The following is a 16,992-nucleotide window of genomic DNA, read 5'->3' on the forward strand; positions in this document are numbered from 1 at the left end:
CCGCCTACATCACCCGCGAACGCCGACTCAACGCCCTACAACGCGAACTCGACCGCGCCGCCGCCGAACAAGCCGCCGAGCAACGCCGAGCCAAAGCCGCGGCCGAACGCGAAGCGAAACCGCCGAGACCGTCCCCCGATCTCGACGACCGCTTCCCGATACGCCCACCGGGCTACCAACCCGACTACGGCGACGACCCACCGCCCTTCTAGCGGGCCACTGCTCGCGGGCTACTGCCGCGCCATCGCCACCCGCAGCGCCTCCTCGGGCGAAACCCGGTGGTCCTCGGCGATCGCGGCGTCGGCGATCGCGAGCTGCACTCCCTTGATCCGTCCGTTGAAGGTGGTCTGGCCGGCGCGGTAGTCCGGGGAGACCGCTGAACCGGAGTCCAGGCCGACATCGCAGCCATCGTCCGCAGAGAAGACCATGGCCAGCGTCGCCTCCACCTCGCCGCTGCCCACGAGGTTCCCGTCGACGTACAGCCGGACCGAGCCGCCCCCACCCAAACCTTCTCCGGTGTAGTCGAATTCCATCCGCACCTGGTGTGTCCCCGGAGCGAGGGCAGCGTCGGACTCGACGAAGAAATGCTTGATGCCACCCAGGTTGTAGCAGTACTTCAGCTTGCCGTCGTGAGCGTAGAGGCTCCATCCGCCGATGTTGGCGCCCTGGGCGATGATCACGCCCTGGGCTCCGGAGTCGGGCACCACGATCTCCGCGGTGACCGAGTGCGACTTGTTCTTGAGGTTCAGCACGCTGTTCTCCGACAGGTGGCCCATGCCGGCGAACAACAACTGGGTGTTGCCCCTGATGAGTACGGGGCGGCCGGCGAGGTCGGAGTTCAGCCGGCGCGCGGTGTCGTCGTCGAGCGGGAGCACGTTGTAGCGCGTGGCCTCGATGAGCCAGAGCCGCTGCAGCTCATGCAGCTTCTCCGGCATCTCCTTGGACAGATCCCGGGCCTGGCTCCAGTCCGCCGTCGTGTCGTAAAGCTCCCAGACGTCGTCGTCGAACGCCGGGGTCTCCTCGCCGACCAGCAGCCAGGGTGTCTTGTGCTTGGTCACCGCCGTCCAGCCCTTGTGGTAGATGCCCCGGTTGCCGAACATCTCGAAGTACTGGGTCTCGTGCCGATCGGCGGCCGCGCCGTCGTTGAACGAATACAGCATGCTCACACCCTCGATGGGATGCTGCTGGACGCCGTTGACGAACAACGGTTCCGGCAACCCCGCGGCTTCGAGCAGCGTCGGCGCCACGTCGATGACATGGTGGAACTGCCAGCGTATCTCGCCCTTGGCGGTGATCGCGTTCGGCCAGTGCACGATCGTGCCGTTCCGGGTGCCACCCCAGTGCGATGCGACCTGCTTGGTCCACTGGTAGGGCGTGTCCATGGCGTGGGCCCAACCCACCGAATAGTGGTTGTACGAGTCGGGGCCGCCGAACTGGTCGATGCGTTCGGCCATGAACTGCGGCGTCTCGATGGCGGCTAGGCCGTTGAAGTTCAACATCTCGTTGTACGTGCCGTTCATCGTGCCCTCGGCCGAGGCACCGTTGTCGCCGACGATGTAGTAGATCAGGGTGTCGTCGAGAACGCCGAGCCGCTGCAGGCTGTCGACCAGCCGGCCGACGTGGTGGTCGGTGTACTCCAGGAATCCCGCATAGACCTCCATCTGCCGGCGCAGGACAGGCTTGAGGTCCTCCGGCATGTCGTCCCACGCCGGGATCTCGGGGTGGCGCACGGTGAGCTCGCAGTCCTGCGGGATCACCCCTAGCTCTTTCTGACGGGCGAAGGTCTGCTCGCGCAGCTTGTCCCAGCCCTGGTCGAACTTGCCGCGATATTTGTCGGCCCACTCCTTGGGCACGTGGTGCGGTGCGTGGGTGGCGCCAGGAGCGAAGTAGACGAAGAACGGCTTGTCCGGGGCGAGCGCCTTCTGCTGGCCGATCCAGGCGATCGCCTTGTCGGTCATGTCCTCCATGAAGTGGTAGCCCTCTTCCGGGGTCCGGGTCACCTCGATCGGGTTGGTGCCCTCGAACAGCGTCGGATACCACTGATTGGCCTCGCCGCCGACGAAGCCGTAGAAGTACTCGAAGCCACCTCCCGCGCTGGGCCAGGCGTCGAACGGGCCGACCGGGCTGGTCTCCCACACCGGGACCTCGTGGCACTTGCCGAACTGCGCCGTGTTGTACCCGTTGAGCTTCAGAGTGCGTGCGATCGGCGACATCGTGTTCGGCAGCACCGAGCTGTAGCCCGGAGCGCCGGTGGCGATCTCGGTGATACCGCCCATGCCCGCGGAATGGTGGTTGCGCCCGGTCAGCAGGGCCTGACGCGTCGGCGAGCACAGTGCGGTGGTGTGAAAGCGGTTGTAGCGCAGTCCGTCGGAAGCCAGCCGCTCGGCGATCGGTGTTGCGCACGGCCCGCCAAACGCGCTGGACGCACCGAACCCGACATCGTCGAGCAGAACGATGAGAACGTTCGGGGCGCCGTCGGGCGGCCGCACCGGCACGATCGGTGGGTAGCTGGTGTCGGGGTCTTTCGCGTCGTAGGTGACCAGCCCCGTTCGGGGCTGGGCGGGTATGGGTAGATGGGTCCGCTGCATCATGCTGTCCTTACTCAACATTCGCCGGTCATCCCGACCCTAGCCCGGGCACGATGTCGCCGAGTCGGAACGTCACTGGGACTTCGAGCTGCTCGTAGGTGCACGAACGGGGATCCCGATCCGGACGCCAACGGTTGAACTGCGCCGTATGCCGGAAGCGCCGGCCCTCCATGTGGTCGTAGCGCACTTCGACGACGCGCTCGGGCCGCAGCGGCACGAACGACAGATCTTTGCCTGCGTTCCAGCGCGATCCGCCGCCGTACCGGCGCGCCAGATCGGGCTCGGCGGCCACCTGCGCCGCCCAGTTCCACGGGTGTTCGTCGAACGTGCTGACCAGCGGTGCCAACTCGGCGACAAGCTGTCGGCGCCGGGCCATCGGAAATGCCCCGATGACGCCGACCGAGGCCAGCGTGCCGTCGTCGAGGTAGAGCCCGAGCAGCAGCGAGCCCACCGCGTCGTCGCCCGATTTGTGCGGCCGGTAGCCGGCCACCACGCAGTCCGCGGTACGGGCGTGCTTGACCTTGAACATCACCCGTTTGTCCGGCACGTAGCGGACGTCCAGCGGCTTGGCGATCAGGCCGTCCAGGCCGGCGCCCTCGAACTCGTCGAACCACCGCCGGGCGGTGCCGGGGTCGGTGGTCGCCGGCGTGACGTGAAACGCCGCCCCGGCCTGGGTCAGCGCCTCGACCAGTGCGGCGCGCCGCTCGCTGAACGGGCGCGCCGTGAAGTCGTCGTCGCCGAGCGCCAGCAGGTCGAACGCGATGAACGACGCCGGCGTCTTCCCGGCCAGCATCGCCACCCGCGACGCGGCCGGGTGCAGCCGCAGCTGCAGCGCCTCGAAATCGAGTCGGTCACCGACCGGGACGACGATCTCGCCGTCGATGACGCACCGCTCGGGCAGCTCGGCGCGCGCCGCCTCCACAAGCTCGGGGAAGTACCGGGTCATCGGCCGTTCGTTGCGGCTACCCAGCTCGACCTCGTCGTCGTCGCGGAACAGGATCGAGCGGAAGCCGTCCCACTTCGGCTCGTACGAGGCTCCCGGTGGCATCGCGCCGACCGGCTTGGCCAGCATCGGCGACACCGGCGGCATCACGGGCAGGTCCACGACGACTCCACGATGACTCGGTCCGGGCTGTTCAGTCTATGTCGGTATGGACGTGACAATAGGGCGTGTGGACCTCCCCGTGCAGCCGCCGCTGGAGCCCATGCTGGCCAAGGCGCAGACCAGGGTTCCCGACGAGGCCGGGGTGTGGTGCTACGAACCGAAATGGGACGGCTTCCGCGCCCTGGTGTTCCGCGACCGGGACGACGTCGTGCTGCTGTCGCGCAGCGGTAAGGATCTCGGCCGCTACTTCCCGGAGGTGATCACTGCGGTGTGCAGCGAACTTGCGCCGCGCTGCGTGCTGGACGGCGAGATCGTGGTGCCCCGCGTTGTGGGCGCGGACGCCAGGAGCACGACGGGCGGGCGGCGTACCCGGCTGGACTGGGAGTCGCTGAGCCAGCGCATCCACCCCGCCGAGTCCCGGGTGCGCCTGCTGTCCGAGCAGACCCCGGCGCACTTCATCGGTTTCGACGCGTTGGCGATCGACGACACGTCGCTGATGCGCGCGCCGTTCCGTGAGCGCCGACAGGCACTGGTCGGGGCCGTCCACGAGAGGCAGTGGTGCCACGTCACCCGCAGCACGGAGGATCCCGTTCTGGGCGCGCAGTGGCTGCAGGAGTTCGAGGGTGCCGGCCTGGACGGGGTCATCGCCAAACGACTGGACGGCGCCTACCTGCCCGGCAAGCGCGAGATGGTGAAGGTCAAGCACCATCGCGACGCCGATTGCGTAGCCATCGGATACCGGATCCACAAGAGCGGCGAGGGCATCGGCTCGATCCTGCTGGGCCTCTACCGCGACAACGGCGAACTGCAGATGGTCGGCGGCGCGGCGTCGTTCACCGCCAAGGCCAGGTTGTCGCTGCTGGCGGACCTGGAACCGCTGCGCATCGGCGACGACGTCCGTGACGGCGAACCCAGCCGATGGAACTCCGCGGCCGACAAACGCTGGATTCCGGTGCGCCCCGAGCTGGTGTGCGAGGTGGCTTACGACCAGATGGAGGGGCACACGCAGCACGGACAGCGTTTCCGCCATGCCGTGAAGTTCCTGCGCTGGCGCCCCGACCGGGACCCCGCAAGCTGCACCTTCGACCAACTCGACGTGCCGCTGCGCTACGACCTCTTCGACGTGTTGGCGGGCGGGGCGAGCGAAGTGACAGAAGAAAGAACCTGATATGCGCACTCCCGCAACCGAACTCGACGTCGGCGGCGTCCAGGTCAGGCTGACCAGCCCGGACAAGCCGTACTTCCCGAAGCTGGGCGCCAACGGCACGAAGGGCAAACTGGTCGAGTACTACCTGGCCGTCGCCGAGCGGATGGTCGTCCTGCTGCGCGACCGGCCGGTGCACCTGCAGCGGTTCCCCGACGGCATCGAAGGGGAAGAGATCTACCAGAAGCGGATCCCGCAGAAACATCCCGACTTTCTGCAGACCTGCACCGTGACGTTCCCGTCCGGCCGCACCGCAGACGCGCTGAAGATAACCCACCCCTCGGCGATCATCTGGGCGGCGCAGATGGGTACGGTGACGCTGCACCCGTGGCAGGTGCGCTGCCCCGACACCGAGCATCCCGATGAGCTGCGCCTCGACCTCGACCCACAGCCGGGCACCGGCTTCGCCGAGGCCGCCCACGTCGCCACCGAGATCCTCAAACCCGTGCTCGACGAACTCGGGCTGGTCGGCTACCCGAAGACCTCGGGCGGTCGCGGCATCCACGTCTTCCTGCGCATCGCCACCGATTGGGACTTCATCGCGGTGCGCCGGGCCGGTATCGCGCTGGCCCGCGAGGTCGAGCGGCGTGCGCCGGATGCGGTGACGACGTCGTGGTGGAAGGAAGAGCGGGGCGCGCGGATCTTCATCGACTACAACCAGAACGCCCGCGACCGCACCTTCGCGTCGGCCTACTCTGCGCGCAAGACCCCCATCGCCACGGTGTCGACACCGTTGACCTGGCAGGAGGTGCGCGACGCCGACCCCGACGACTACACGATCGCCACCGTGCCGGACTTCGTCGACGGCCGGCCCGACCCGTGGGCCGGCATCGACGACGTCGCCCAGTCGATCGAGCCGCTGCTGGAGATGGTGGCCGCCGACGAGGAACGCGGTCTCGGCGACCTGCCCTACCCGCCCAGCTATCCGAAGATGCCGGGCGAACCGCCACGGGTGCAGCCGAGCCGAAAAGTAGCATCTAACTGGGATGATGCAGGAAAACGGTTGTAGTGCCCTACTAGCATAGCGCTCGCTCGCCCGATAACCTAGATCTCATGCCCGAGAGCCTGGAGTCACTGCGAACCAGTTTCAACCGCTCCCTGCGCGTCGAGGGCAAGGCTGACCGCACGCTGGTGCTCTACGGGCAGAGCATCACCTACTTCAGCCAGTGGCTCGAGCAGCGCGGACAGATGCCCGATGTTTCCAACCTCACCCGAGACAACGTGCTGCACTGGCTCGACCACCTCCGCAGCAAGGGGCAGACCGCGGGCACCATCCAGACCCGCTGGCGCGGCCTGCGGCGCTTCGTCAACTGGCTGCACGCCGAAGAGATCATCACCGGCGACCCGCTCGCCGGCATCGTGATCGACAAGCCGGAACCACCGCCGGTGCCGGTACTCACCGATGAGGACCTGGCCGCACTCATCGGAGCATGCAAGGGCAAGGGATTCCGTGAACGGCGCGACGAGGCTCTCATCCGCCTGCTCATCGACTGCGGCATGCGGGTCTCCGAGATCACCGGTATTGACCTTTCGGACCTGGACCTCGACGGGGAAACCGTCATCGTCACCGGGAAGGGGTCGCGGGTGCGGAACGCCTACTTCGGCGCCAAGACCGGGCAGGCTCTCGACCGCTACCTCCGCGAGCGTGCCAAGCACCGCCACGCATCCAGTTCGGCACTGTTCCTTGGGGAGCGCGGTCGTTTCACCCCCGACGGAGTTCGTGAGCGGGTCAAGGTGCGCGCCGAGATGGCGGGACTAGACCCGGCGGCTGTGCACCCACATCGCTTCCGGCACACCAACGCCCACGACTTCCTGTTGGCGGGCGGTCAGGAGCGCGACCTCAAGCGGCTCATGGGCTGGCGCTCGGACACGATGCTGGAGCGCTATGGTGCTTCAGCGGCCGATCACCGGGCACGGGAAGCAGCGCGGAGACTCAGGCGCGGAGACCGGGTGTAATGGCGAGGAGTCAGCAACCGCAACGGATGTACGTGTGCCCCAACTGTGGGGAACTGATCCTCCGCGTCTACACCGCTGCCCAACTCGACGGAGCAGTGTGGCCAGTAGCCGTTCATCGCGGAATGGATTCTGGTGCAAGCATTGTCGGCATAGGCGCGCTCACCGGATTTCGCCGGAAGGGCTTGCAGGGATCGTATCTGGCAAGCGCCAACCAAGATGACATCGGAGTCTCCTGCACGAAGTGTGGTCGGAAGTTCTCTACTCCCGTGGGGCCATTGCTTGCGGACCTCGGGGTATTGGATAAGCCGAAGCGAAACCCGCTTCCGACACGGTCAGCAGAGCGACCTTAGGGCAGTCATACGCCAAACGAGCGTTATGCTTGGGATCGTAACGCCCCAGGCATGCCTGGAAGGCTCGCAATTTCGAACTGGCAGCGAGTCAAGACTCCGAATGGAGCTTGACTACGCATGTCCGATTCAGTCCGATCTCAGATAGCCCAGATCGCCGCGCACACCAAGTGGGCGCAGACACAAGACCGTACAGCGGCGACTGCACCCGCCCGCAAGGCCATGCTCGACAAGTTCGAGAAGCAGGTCGACCCCGACGGCGTTCTGACGCCCGCCGAGCGGGCCAAACGCGCCGCTAACGCCCGCAAGGCGCACTTTCAGCGGTTGGCGCTGAAGTCCGCGCAGGCCCGCCGCCGCGCGAAGGAGGCTCGCGCCGAGGCGGACCAGCTCGACGCCGAAGCCGCCGCCGCTGAAGCGCAGATCGGCGGTGCCGCATAGATGCCTCAGACACGAAAAAGGCCGGCGGGCAACCGGCCTTCTCCACACCGCACCAACGGATACGTCCAGCATAATCCCGACGAGCGCCATCAGCCCCTGACCCCGGCCGAACGTCGCGAAAAAGAACTGCTCGCCGAGGTCAAGGCGATGGGCTACCGCATCAGCGTGAACTGCCGGGCATGTGGGCACCCGCTGGTCGCCGCCGAGTCCGTGGCACGGTTCCTCGGCCCGGTCTGCCACGCACGGGCAGGGGTGACCGAATGACCGGCACCAAGCAACTCGGCTATGCCGACGTCCACCAGCTCTACGCCGACCTCGGCTGGTGGCCGATCAAACTCAAAGCAGGTATCAAGTACCCGCCGCCGGCCGGGTGGACCGGAGCCGACGGCGCCTACCCCTCCGCCGCCGACCGGCACGCCTGGGCCGACGAAGAACCCCACGGCAACACCGCCCTGCGGCTCGCTGACGGGTTCATCGGCATCGACGAGGACCGCTACGGCGGCAAGAAAGGTCAGCAGACCATCGCCGAGGCCGAAAAGCGTTGGGGCGAACTGCCCCCCATCCGCAGGTCTACCAGCCGCAGCGACGGCTCCGGTATCTGCATCTACCGCGTACCGCCCGGCGTCAAGTTCGTGACGTACCTCGGAGAACCGGAAACCGGCGGGGTGGAGATCATCCAACCCCACCACCGCTACGTCATGGCATGGCCTTCGGTGCATCCCGAAGGCCGCACCTACGAGTGGATCGACGACGACGGCGCGGTCACCGACCCACCCCATGCTGACGACATCCCCGAGCTGCCCGCCGCCTGGATCGAAGGGCTGCGGAAACCCGAGAAGACCACCAGCCCCACCGGATTGGGCTCTGACGGGCCGTACAACATACGCCAGGCGCTCACCGAGGGTGAACCGTCGTGGAGGGTAGCCGGCAAGCTCGGGCAGGCGGTGGTGGCCTGCACGGGCGGCAGCCGCCACGACGCCATCCGCGATCACGTCCTCGGCCTGCTGCGCTGCGGCAAGCAAGGCGAACCCGGAGTCCTGCTGGCGCTCAAGCAACTCAAGAAGGCGTTCGTCGCCGCTGTCGGCCCCGACCGCCCCGGCGGAGCCGAGGAGGCCAGCACCGAGTTCGACAAGTTCGTGTTCTCCGACAAGGTCGCCGACCTGCTGGCGGACCCGAGTTACGGCGACTGGACCCGCAACATCGGCGAACCGCCACCCGACCAGGACGACACCGGCGGCGAACCCCCCGAGGACGACATCGACTGGCGCGAGAAAGCGATCGGGATCGAACTCGACAGGATGCGGGTACGCCACGAAGCACGGCTACGCCTCGACGCCGAAACGCGGCCCCAGACCGTGCTGCCGGTCGTCAAACCGCTGCCCGTGCTGCTCGCCGAACCCGACCCGCCCATCCGCTACCGCATCGACCGGCTGGCCCCCGAAGGCGCGCGGATCATGCTGTCGGCCCAATTCAAGGCCGGCAAGTCCACCGCAGTCGCCAACCTGATGCGATCCATGGTGGACGCCGAACCGTTCCTCGGCACCTTCGAGATCCCCGCACCCGCCACCCGCCTGGTCCTCATCGACGACGAACTGTCGGAGAACACACTGCGAAGGTGGCTGCGCGAGCAGAACATCACCAACACCAAAGCGGTCGCGGACGTGATGTCGCTGCGCGGCAAGCTGGCAGCGTTCAACCTGCTCGACGACCACTGCCACCAGCAATGGGTGCAGCGACTGACAGACCTCGGATGCGACTACCTCATCCTGGACTGCCTGCGCCCGATCCTCGACGCCCTCGGTCTCGACGAGAACCGTGACGCCGGCCGATTCCTGGCGGCGTTCGACGCGATGCTGACCGCAGCCGGTGTCGGTGACGCCTTCGTCGTCCAGCACATGGGGCACAGCGGGGAACGCGCCCGCGGCGACTCCCGGCTACAGGACTGGCCGGACGCGTTGTGGCGCATCGTGCGGGAAACCGAGGAACCCGACTCCGAGCGGTTCTTCTCCGCCTACGGGCGCGACGTGAACGTGCCCGAGGGCCGGTTGACGTTCGACCCCGCCACCCGCCGCCTGTCCTACATCAACGGGTCGCGCTCGGACGCCCGCGCCGAGGCGGCCCGCGCCGATGTCATCACCCTGCTGGTCGACGCCGCCGGCCGGGGAGCCAAACCCAACGCGAGCGCCATCGAAGCCGAGTTGGTGCCTCCGCACACCCAGAAGGCGATCCGGCAGGCGGTCACCGCGCTGGTGCGCGCCGGGTTGGTGTCGGTCGACGACGGGCCGCGCAACTCCAAGCTGCACTACATCACCAACCCCTGCGCGGTGTGCCGGCTGCCGGTGTCGACGGGGCGGCCACGGCACGAATCGTGCCCCGACAGCGCCGAGGAGATGACCTTCACATGATCCAGTTCGTCAGTTCGTTGCAGTTCGTTGCCAGTTCGTCAACGGACTCGGTTGAGTCAGTCCGTCAGTTCGTTACCCCGTATATAGAAACGGGGTCGAACACGGACACTCAACGCCCAACCGCCGAGGTCAAAAACCCCGTCACCCCGTTGAACGGGGTGAACCCATAAGCGCAGGAATACCCACCGACTGCGTCATCTGCGAAGCCCCGCTGCACGCGCACAACCTGACCGGGCTGTGCGCCGAATGCAAACTCGTCGCCCGCAACGAACGCCTCGGCCACCGCCCCGACGGTGAACCCGTCGACCACGCCCAGGCGCTCACCAACGTCGACACGTTGATCGACTACCGCGTCATCAGTGAAGGCGAGGCCACCCGATGACCACCACCATCACCCGCCGCTACTACTTCACCCGATCCCGCCGGCGCCCGTCGACCCCCGCCGACATCCTCAAAGCTGAGATCGCCGCGATCGGTCTGCAGATCGACCGCTGCCTCAGCAACCCGACTGGCACCGCCGAGAAGGGGGTCTATTTCTGGCACTGGCCGCCCACCACCACGATCAGCACCGCCGTGTTGACCCGCCTGCACGCCGACGCCGCCGACTTCCTGCACTCCGTTGTCGTTCCCGACCACGACGTCGAGACGGCAGACGGCTAGCTGATGAGCGCCCCACCGCCCCTTGATCGCACCGATCTGGCGATGGCGCTGACCGCGGTGACTCTCTACCGGAATGTGCACATACAGTCGAAGAAACCTGTGCCGGCAGCCGCTGACCGCCTCCTCGAACACCTCGAGCACGTTCTCAACGGTTCCGCTGGCGGTACTGAGCCGAGTCCTGATCCGCCAGAATGGATTACAAGCGTCGAAGCGGCGCAACGGCTGGGCTGCACTCCGCGCTATGCGCGGCGCATCGCCGAACGGCTCGGCGGCCACAAACACGGCCGGGTGTGGGTTTTCCCCGCCGACATATGACAGGGAAGGGAAAGACGAGTGACTGAACCGGACCCCGCATGGATCGCCGCAGCGGTCGAACAACATATCGCCATGATGAGCGACGCCGAGTTCGACGAACTCATCACCAGGACACGACCACCCAGCATCGGCAAGGGCTCCGCCATCCCCAACCTGGGACAGCAGCCGCAACGCCCATCCGAACACGGCCAACTCGCCGCCGCCGAACGCGAAGGTGACTGGGCGACAGCGCAATCCATCAAAGCCGCGCAACTACAGAAGCTCATCCGCGAGCAAAGCCGCGGATGGTGAAGGGAGAACGACCAAAATGGCACAGCTTGTCGAAACCCGCTCCGACAGCGCTTTCAACCGCAGGACGCGCAGCCTGCGACTGGCCGGCGTCGAATTGCCGCCCGAATGCGCCGAACTCACCGCCCGACTCGAAGCCTTCGAAACCGCCAGCACCGGGAGGAGTTGCTTAAAAGCTCTGACGGACGCCATCGCCACCGGCGACACCGACACCGCAGCTTTGTTCGCGTTGGCGCTGGGTGAAGCCAGCCCTGCCCGTAACGACGTGCTCGAAGCCGTCCGCGTCGACATCTCTCAACGAATCAGGACGGTCTACAGCAAGCACGCGCCCGACATCTACGCCGCGGTCAGCAAGAATTTCAACGCGGCTGCCCAGGCATTCATCAAGGCCGCCAACACCTTTGATCCAGAGGCATCACCTCAGGTAGCTATCGAAGCCAGCGCCGAGCTCCAGAAAGCCTGGAAGACAAGCGCGGCCGCCGCCGCCGAACTCACCGCGCTCACGCCCGCGCTGCTGTCCGCAGCACTGTTGGCCGGCGTCACCGGCAGCTCCGAAAATCCCCACGCCAACCGGGGTTCTCACCACCGCGACGACATCGTCGAGGCCGACCTGCTGTTGGCGTTGACCGTCGACCCCGGCGACATCGACCGGCAACAGCTTTGGGCTGCTTGGGATTCCGACCAGCTCTACTCCGCAGCCGCAGCCAAGGCCGCTCAGGGGTTCACCGTCGCCGTGCCCGCACAACGCCGATGCTCACGCTGGAGCGCATTGCGCGAGATCGGCGCCGTGCTCCGCGCCGCAGACATCGCCGCGTTCCAGCCGTACGGCAGGACCGAACCGGCGCCGCCGTCGAACGACCCGTTGCAGGTGCAGGTGGGCTAGAGGAGCTTGGGTGTGCGAACCGGACCTTTTAGCCGAGTCCACCCGGCTGCCGCACCCCAAGGCGATCCACCGGGGGATACCCCCGATATGCCCGTCGCGCCGTCCGCAGCATAGGCAGCCCGAGAGAGAGTGCCGAAAAAATTTTTCGCATTTTCGGCGCGACCTTGACACTGGCCGCGTCGCACGAACAATGTTGAGGTTTCAACGGGCTAGAAAGGGGAGAAGCCTTCGACACTGATGGTCCTCCCGTGTCCGGTGGCGTCGTAACCGGGACACACGACCGCGGCAGCCCGCTTCTCGCCCAGGGGGCCGGCTATCGAACCTCCAGCCGACTAGGTCGGGCAGGGGAATTGTCCAGGGAATCGGACGCAAAGCGGTGGTAGCTCTTGGTTGGGGCCGTACCCGTCGGCGCTGTTGGGATCGGTGTAGGGCACGACATGGACCCAGGTGCCACCGCAGCAGATGAAGTACGCGTCTGCACGTCCGTTGCTTGGCGCGGGAATCACAGCGCCGTCATGGCACGGAGGGGCGGCGCCAACCTCTGCCGTGGAAGCAATCCCCCCTAGAGTCAGAATTGCCGTCGCACAAAGAACTGCGATGCGCTTCATGCAGGCGAATGCTATCGCTGGTTGATTGATGATCGGTGTTGAATGGGCCAGATCAAGAGTCACTCAGGGACCGGCGGTTGTCACTTCACCCCGAAGTGCATTTAGGGCCGCCCTACTTGCTCGGCTTTATTGTTGCTCTGTGTCGGAACTCGACCGGTTAGTCCTCCGCTTCTAGCGCCGCCTTGGTGACCCTAAGCCATCGTCGGATGTAGCCACGGTGGGGCTCAGCTGCCTCGTCCAACACGGTCGGGTTCGCCGCGAGATAGTCGACCAGACACCGCGACAACCCGTCCCACTCCTCCACATCGCCACGCGGATGCAGCTCCCAACCGAGGTCGTCCACCGACCATTGGGCCTTAGCCTGATTGCTCAGCATCGACGCTGTGACCCAGTTCGACTCGTCGTCGCGCCCACCTCGGCTGAGGGGCACGAGATGATCGACCGTCGGGAACAACTCCCAGAAAGCGGGGTGCGTCTTTGAGACCTTCCAGTTCGCATGTGCCGGGAAGTCGTCCCCGAGCACAACATGGAGGAGGCGGAGAACGCCGGGGTTAACGAGTCGGTCGCCCGTGTAGCGGTCGATGAAGCCATCACGCATAAACAGGTCCATCGACTGGCGTTCCGAGTACCGGCGGACGATCTTTTCTACCGGCACGAACGGATAGCGCTCCCTAAGGATCGCCTTAGCAGAACGAGAGTCCCCGTCACGAAGAGCGACGCATACATCGGACAGCACGCCAGCGTTTGAGTCCACCCGCACACCCTCCCGGCTACTTGGAGGCAGCTTTGCCGCCAGACGTTGCACGCTAACAATCGGGGGCTAGACGTTGGAGGCACTTGGGCGAACTAAATCACAGACGAGATCGCCGCCGAGGGATCGTAACCGCTGTGCGTGACCGTTACGGTGGGTCGACGGCGTTGGTCGATGAACTGTCTCGATGAGCAGAACGCGCACTCGTCCGAATCAGCCCGCACCTGTCGCCGGCCTCCGCTAGCATCCCGGCGCATGGGGGAATCGACCGGGTTAGGTGCCGGTGCGGTCATCGCGATCGCCGCCGCAGCGTTCATTCTTGGCGGCTTGGGTGGCTGCGTGTTCGGGGTGGTCACCTCACCGAGTGGAAACAACTCGACTACGGGATCGACCGTCACGGTGACGCGGTTCGCACAGACGCAGGCCCCCCAGTCATCAGCTGCAGCGCCGCGGCCGACGGGACCGCAGACGACGATCGCCTCGGACGGCACCTATGTCGTGGGCACCGACATCCTTCCGGGTGTGTATCGCACCGCGGGGCCGGTGAGCACGGGGCGGAATTGCTACTACAAACGCCTGGCGAGCTTCGACTCGAGCGACATCATCGACAACGAGGGCGCCAAGGGGCCGCAGGTGGTGGAGATTCTGGCTTCGGATGCGGCGTTCTCGACGTCGAACTGCCAGCCGTGGCAGCGGGTGTCGTAAACGACGACGCTCTAAGCGGGCTGACGCGGAACCGTCAGCTGGCGCCTCCAACCCGATGGAGAGTCCTCGCCCGTCTCACCGGAGTTGTTCGATGCCGGGGAACTGTCCGCGAATGCCTGGCGCGCTGGGGGGATCACTCTCGTAGTCTTTGGCCTTGCAAGGGGCAGTTTCATCGGGGTGGGGAGGACGCGATGAGGACGGTGTTGGTGGGTGTGGTGATGGTCGCTGCCGTACTGCTCGGTGGATGTGGAACCCCGCAGGGCGGCGACGGCCGATCTTCACCCTCGTCGACTGGTATTGCCGCCCCGCCGTATCGAGTTGAGAGGTCCGCGCAGGACACACTGAGAGTGTTTGTTGATCAGTTATATTCGCCGTCCGAGTTGGATTCGATCGTCGCTGAACTTCAACAGCAGTACGCAGATCAGCCCGACGGCTACTTTGTGCAGATCAACTGTTCGACGGGCGGCACGGAGAGCAGCGACAATCGGCTGGCGAACGCTAGATTCGCTGTCGGCGCTATCGGTGCGGCCCGCCTTGGGCTTGCGGACGGTGCTCGCGAGTTCAAGCCGCTTACGGGCGTGAAGTGTCCAACGGATCCGCCGGGTCCGTTGCCGCAGGCGGCGCCCGGTGCTGTGACGGCTCAGCAGGTAGTCGATGCCTTCATCGCGGCGGGGTTGCCTGCGACTGATCCCCGAGACAACACGAACAACATGTGCGATTCAGTTTCGGTTCCGTGCGTGCAGCTCATCACGACTGACGACGTTTCGGTTTACCAGTTCGCCGACGAAGAGCCAGCCAGTAAGTGGGCCGGGGGTCTATCTGGTACCGCCGTCGCTGATGGCGGCATGTACAAGCGTGGACTGATCGTGTTGCGCTACAACTTGGGAGGCAGCAACCCGACCGACCCGGCAGCGATTCCCCAATACCAAGCCGTACTCGACGCACTCGTCGGCTAGCAAGGACACGGCCCGAACGAGTGCTTTGGTGTTCAGGGGATCGCCGCGGTTCCGAAAGAGTGGGCCGAGTCGTTCCCGGTGCCAGACGACCGGGCGGGTGACTAATGATGACACCCGCCCCTCGACCAGAAACGGTCGGATTTCTGCGTTTTCTAGTCTATGTAAACGACCAAGAGCGTGCCCTGGGCGTTGGTGCCAACACAACGCTTCGCTTCCGGCCATATGTCCGTCACCGCCGAGGTGCAGTGCATCAGGTATGACTGGTGAGTCACTGGGCTGTAGGCGACAACCGTGGAGCTCGGACTGGAATACCACGCTGATCGGACGCTGTCGGCGAAAGCGCAACTGGTGTCAGCCGAGGCAACCCCGCTCAGTCCCGATGGGCAAAGCTTGAAGTTCTCCAAGCCCGGATTCGCAGCCGGGGGAGATGGTGGCGGGGGGGCTGCTGGAGGCGGTGTGTCGTGTGCGAAGACAAACGCCCCGGGCGGGGTTTCCCACAGCGTGTTGTCTTCGTCGGAGGTCACCTCGACCGGAACATCATGCTTGACGCCATCTGGTGTCTTCACCGTCGCGATGCCCTTGAACTCGTTGCCAGATTTGTTCACCAGCACGACGTCAACCACTGTCAACCCGAGCTCCTTCAAGTCGGGGTCGGAATCCAGCTTCCGCTGCATCGAGACTTTCACCTCGGCGGCAGCCACTTCGGCCGGCGAGACAGTGGGACTCGGCACCGTTGTTGTGGTCGGCGTCGGTGTGGCATTCGGAGTCTCCCCGATAGGTCTAGTCAACACGAACACCGCAGACCCGACAGCAATCGCCACAGCCACACCCAACCCCACCCACACCGGCCACAAGCGCCGCGATGGCTCGGGGAACTCATGAACAGTCGTGGGGTCGGGGTGCGGTGTGCCGGGGTGCAGTGCGCCTTCCCATTCGCTGCCATCCCAATACCGGGCACCCTCACCCCCCAGCGGGTCGGGATACCAACCGGGTTCAGCCACGGCATCTACCAAGAAGAGGCATCGGAATCCCCTCGCAACTTTTGCCTGTGAGCAGGGAGGTTACGCCGTCAGCATGGTTATTGCAGGCGGATCGGACGGCTTGGCGCTACTGGGGTCCGATGCTGGCGATGCTGCTCATGGGCTGCACGCTACCGAGTCGCTCGAGCCGGTCGGCGGCCGTCGAGAGTCCCATCGGTCATGTTGAACGCCGTACGCCGCATCGCTTAGGGTTTTGGGGGTGAGCAGGGTTGGAATGGCTTTAATGATGGCGCTCGCTGCGCTGCTCGCCGCACTGGTCATGTCCCCGGTCGCGACCGCCGACGACGAGTGGGTGGCGCGCGACGCGGAGAAGCTGTGCCAAGAGGTTTCGGAGATGCAAGATCTCCCCTTCGATCAGTGGTTTGAGTATGAGATGGAACTCCTCGTCGACCCGGTCCAGTGGTTGTGGGACTGGGGAACCACTGAATACCCTGAAAAGGCTGTGGCGCTTGCTGATTCGAGTGTGTGCCCGGTCGAGATGGATCTCCTGCACGATCAGCAGCAAGCGTACAACCAGTACCGCGAGGAGATGATCGACATCGGTGCCATCCCCCAATACCCACGCGCTCGCTCTTGGAGATAAGAGCTGAATAGCCAGCGAGATAGACGCGCTGGCGGCGCTGCAGCCGCAGCCTGCTTGAACGGCTTGCAAGCCATACGGCCATTCTTCGATTCGTCGCTCGCCCGGCGGGTCAGTGAGGTGCGCCGCGACTGGGAGTCGGCTGCGCAGGAGGCCGTCGACG

The 16,992-nt window shown here is 65.7% G+C and carries 17 protein-coding genes and 2 pseudogenes; 14 read left to right on the forward strand and 5 right to left on the reverse strand.

Features of this window, described 5'->3' with window-relative positions; translation table 11 throughout:
• Positions 1 to 212 (forward strand): annotated as a pseudogene (locus JDV09_RS03160) (hypothetical protein); the annotation flags it as partial.
• Between the two features lie 18 nt (positions 213 to 230).
• On the opposite strand, the gene JDV09_RS03165 reads toward JDV09_RS03160, so the two are convergent.
• A complete protein-coding gene (locus JDV09_RS03165) occupies positions 231 to 2,591 on the reverse strand; it encodes an arylsulfatase (RefSeq protein WP_221367669.1) in 2,361 nt (786 codons plus the stop codon).
• A gap of 25 nt (positions 2,592 to 2,616) precedes the next feature.
• Positions 2,617 to 3,693: an ATP-dependent DNA ligase gene (locus JDV09_RS03170; protein WP_221367670.1), complete on the reverse strand. Its 1,077-nt coding sequence runs from the start codon at positions 3,691 to 3,693 to the stop codon at positions 2,617 to 2,619.
• A gap of 46 nt (positions 3,694 to 3,739) precedes the next feature.
• Between JDV09_RS03170 and JDV09_RS03175 the strand changes: the two genes are divergently transcribed.
• From JDV09_RS03175 to JDV09_RS03220, 10 genes are all read left to right on the forward strand, one after another.
• Positions 3,740 to 4,861: an ATP-dependent DNA ligase gene (locus JDV09_RS03175; RefSeq protein WP_255604777.1), complete on the forward strand. Its 1,122-nt coding sequence runs from the start codon at positions 3,740 to 3,742 to the stop codon at positions 4,859 to 4,861.
• A 1-nt stretch (position 4,862) separates the two neighbouring features.
• On the forward strand, positions 4,863 to 5,906 hold the full coding sequence (gene ligD / locus JDV09_RS03180) for a non-homologous end-joining DNA ligase (protein ID WP_221367671.1): 1,044 nt from the start codon (positions 4,863 to 4,865) through the stop codon (positions 5,904 to 5,906).
• Between the two features lie 44 nt (positions 5,907 to 5,950).
• Complete coding sequence (locus tag JDV09_RS03185; protein WP_221367672.1) at positions 5,951 to 6,853, forward strand: tyrosine-type recombinase/integrase; 903 nt, start codon at positions 5,951 to 5,953, stop codon at positions 6,851 to 6,853.
• A 467-nt stretch (positions 6,854 to 7,320) separates the two neighbouring features.
• Complete coding sequence (locus tag JDV09_RS03190; protein WP_221367673.1) at positions 7,321 to 7,638, forward strand: DUF6481 family protein; 318 nt, start codon at positions 7,321 to 7,323, stop codon at positions 7,636 to 7,638.
• Complete coding sequence (locus tag JDV09_RS03195; RefSeq protein ID WP_221367674.1) at positions 7,639 to 7,902, forward strand: DUF6011 domain-containing protein; 264 nt, start codon at positions 7,639 to 7,641, stop codon at positions 7,900 to 7,902.
• Positions 7,899 to 10,043 carry a bifunctional DNA primase/polymerase gene (locus JDV09_RS03200; protein WP_221367675.1) on the forward strand — a complete coding sequence of 715 codons (2,145 nt, stop codon included), beginning with the start codon at positions 7,899 to 7,901 and terminating at the stop codon, positions 10,041 to 10,043. Before JDV09_RS03195 ends, JDV09_RS03200 begins: the two co-directional genes overlap by 4 nt.
• A 378-nt stretch (positions 10,044 to 10,421) precedes the next feature.
• Positions 10,422 to 10,703, forward strand: coding sequence for a hypothetical protein (locus tag JDV09_RS03205; RefSeq protein WP_221367676.1), 282 nt, complete (start codon positions 10,422 to 10,424; stop codon positions 10,701 to 10,703).
• A 3-nt stretch (positions 10,704 to 10,706) separates the two neighbouring features.
• Positions 10,707 to 11,018 (forward strand): helix-turn-helix domain-containing protein, encoded by a 312-nt coding sequence (locus tag JDV09_RS03210; RefSeq protein ID WP_221367677.1) that lies wholly within the window; start codon positions 10,707 to 10,709, stop codon positions 11,016 to 11,018.
• Between the two features lie 18 nt (positions 11,019 to 11,036).
• Complete coding sequence (locus JDV09_RS03215; RefSeq protein WP_221367678.1) at positions 11,037 to 11,309, forward strand: hypothetical protein; 273 nt, start codon at positions 11,037 to 11,039, stop codon at positions 11,307 to 11,309.
• Between the two features lie 16 nt (positions 11,310 to 11,325).
• Positions 11,326 to 12,189, forward strand: a complete 864-nt coding sequence (locus tag JDV09_RS03220; protein ID WP_221367679.1) for a hypothetical protein — start codon at positions 11,326 to 11,328, stop codon at positions 12,187 to 12,189.
• Between the two features lie 765 nt (positions 12,190 to 12,954).
• Here JDV09_RS03220 and JDV09_RS03225 read toward each other — a convergent pair.
• Entirely contained in the window at positions 12,955 to 13,551 is a 597-nt protein-coding gene (locus JDV09_RS03225) for an HNH endonuclease (RefSeq protein ID WP_308123984.1), read from the reverse strand.
• A 252-nt stretch (positions 13,552 to 13,803) separates the two neighbouring features.
• On the opposite strand from JDV09_RS03225, the gene JDV09_RS03230 reads away from it, so the two are divergent.
• Together JDV09_RS03230 and JDV09_RS03235 are read left to right on the forward strand one after the other, a co-directional pair.
• A complete protein-coding gene (locus JDV09_RS03230) occupies positions 13,804 to 14,253 on the forward strand; it encodes an Rv1352/Rv1906c domain-containing protein (protein ID WP_221367680.1) in 450 nt (149 codons plus the stop codon).
• A gap of 191 nt (positions 14,254 to 14,444) precedes the next feature.
• Positions 14,445 to 15,209: a hypothetical protein gene (locus JDV09_RS03235; RefSeq protein WP_221367681.1), complete on the forward strand. Its 765-nt coding sequence runs from the start codon at positions 14,445 to 14,447 to the stop codon at positions 15,207 to 15,209.
• A 152-nt stretch (positions 15,210 to 15,361) separates the two neighbouring features.
• Here JDV09_RS03235 and JDV09_RS03240 read toward each other — a convergent pair whose 3' ends face one another.
• Both JDV09_RS03240 and JDV09_RS27380 read right to left on the reverse strand, forming a co-directional pair.
• Positions 15,362 to 16,030: a hypothetical protein gene (locus JDV09_RS03240; RefSeq protein WP_255604778.1), complete on the reverse strand. Its 669-nt coding sequence runs from the start codon at positions 16,028 to 16,030 to the stop codon at positions 15,362 to 15,364.
• Between the two features lie 84 nt (positions 16,031 to 16,114).
• A pseudogene (locus JDV09_RS27380) lies at positions 16,115 to 16,210 on the reverse strand (DUF2510 domain-containing protein); the annotation flags it as partial.
• 238 nt (positions 16,211 to 16,448) lie between these two features.
• Between JDV09_RS27380 and JDV09_RS03245 the strand changes: the two are divergent.
• Positions 16,449 to 16,832 (forward strand): hypothetical protein, encoded by a 384-nt coding sequence (locus JDV09_RS03245; RefSeq protein ID WP_221367683.1) that lies wholly within the window; start codon positions 16,449 to 16,451, stop codon positions 16,830 to 16,832.
• Positions 16,833 to 16,992: the final 160 nt, after the last annotated feature.

This window comes from Mycolicibacterium xanthum (assembly GCF_019710635.1).
Lineage (GTDB): Bacteria > Actinomycetota > Actinomycetes > Mycobacteriales > Mycobacteriaceae > Mycobacterium > Mycobacterium xanthum.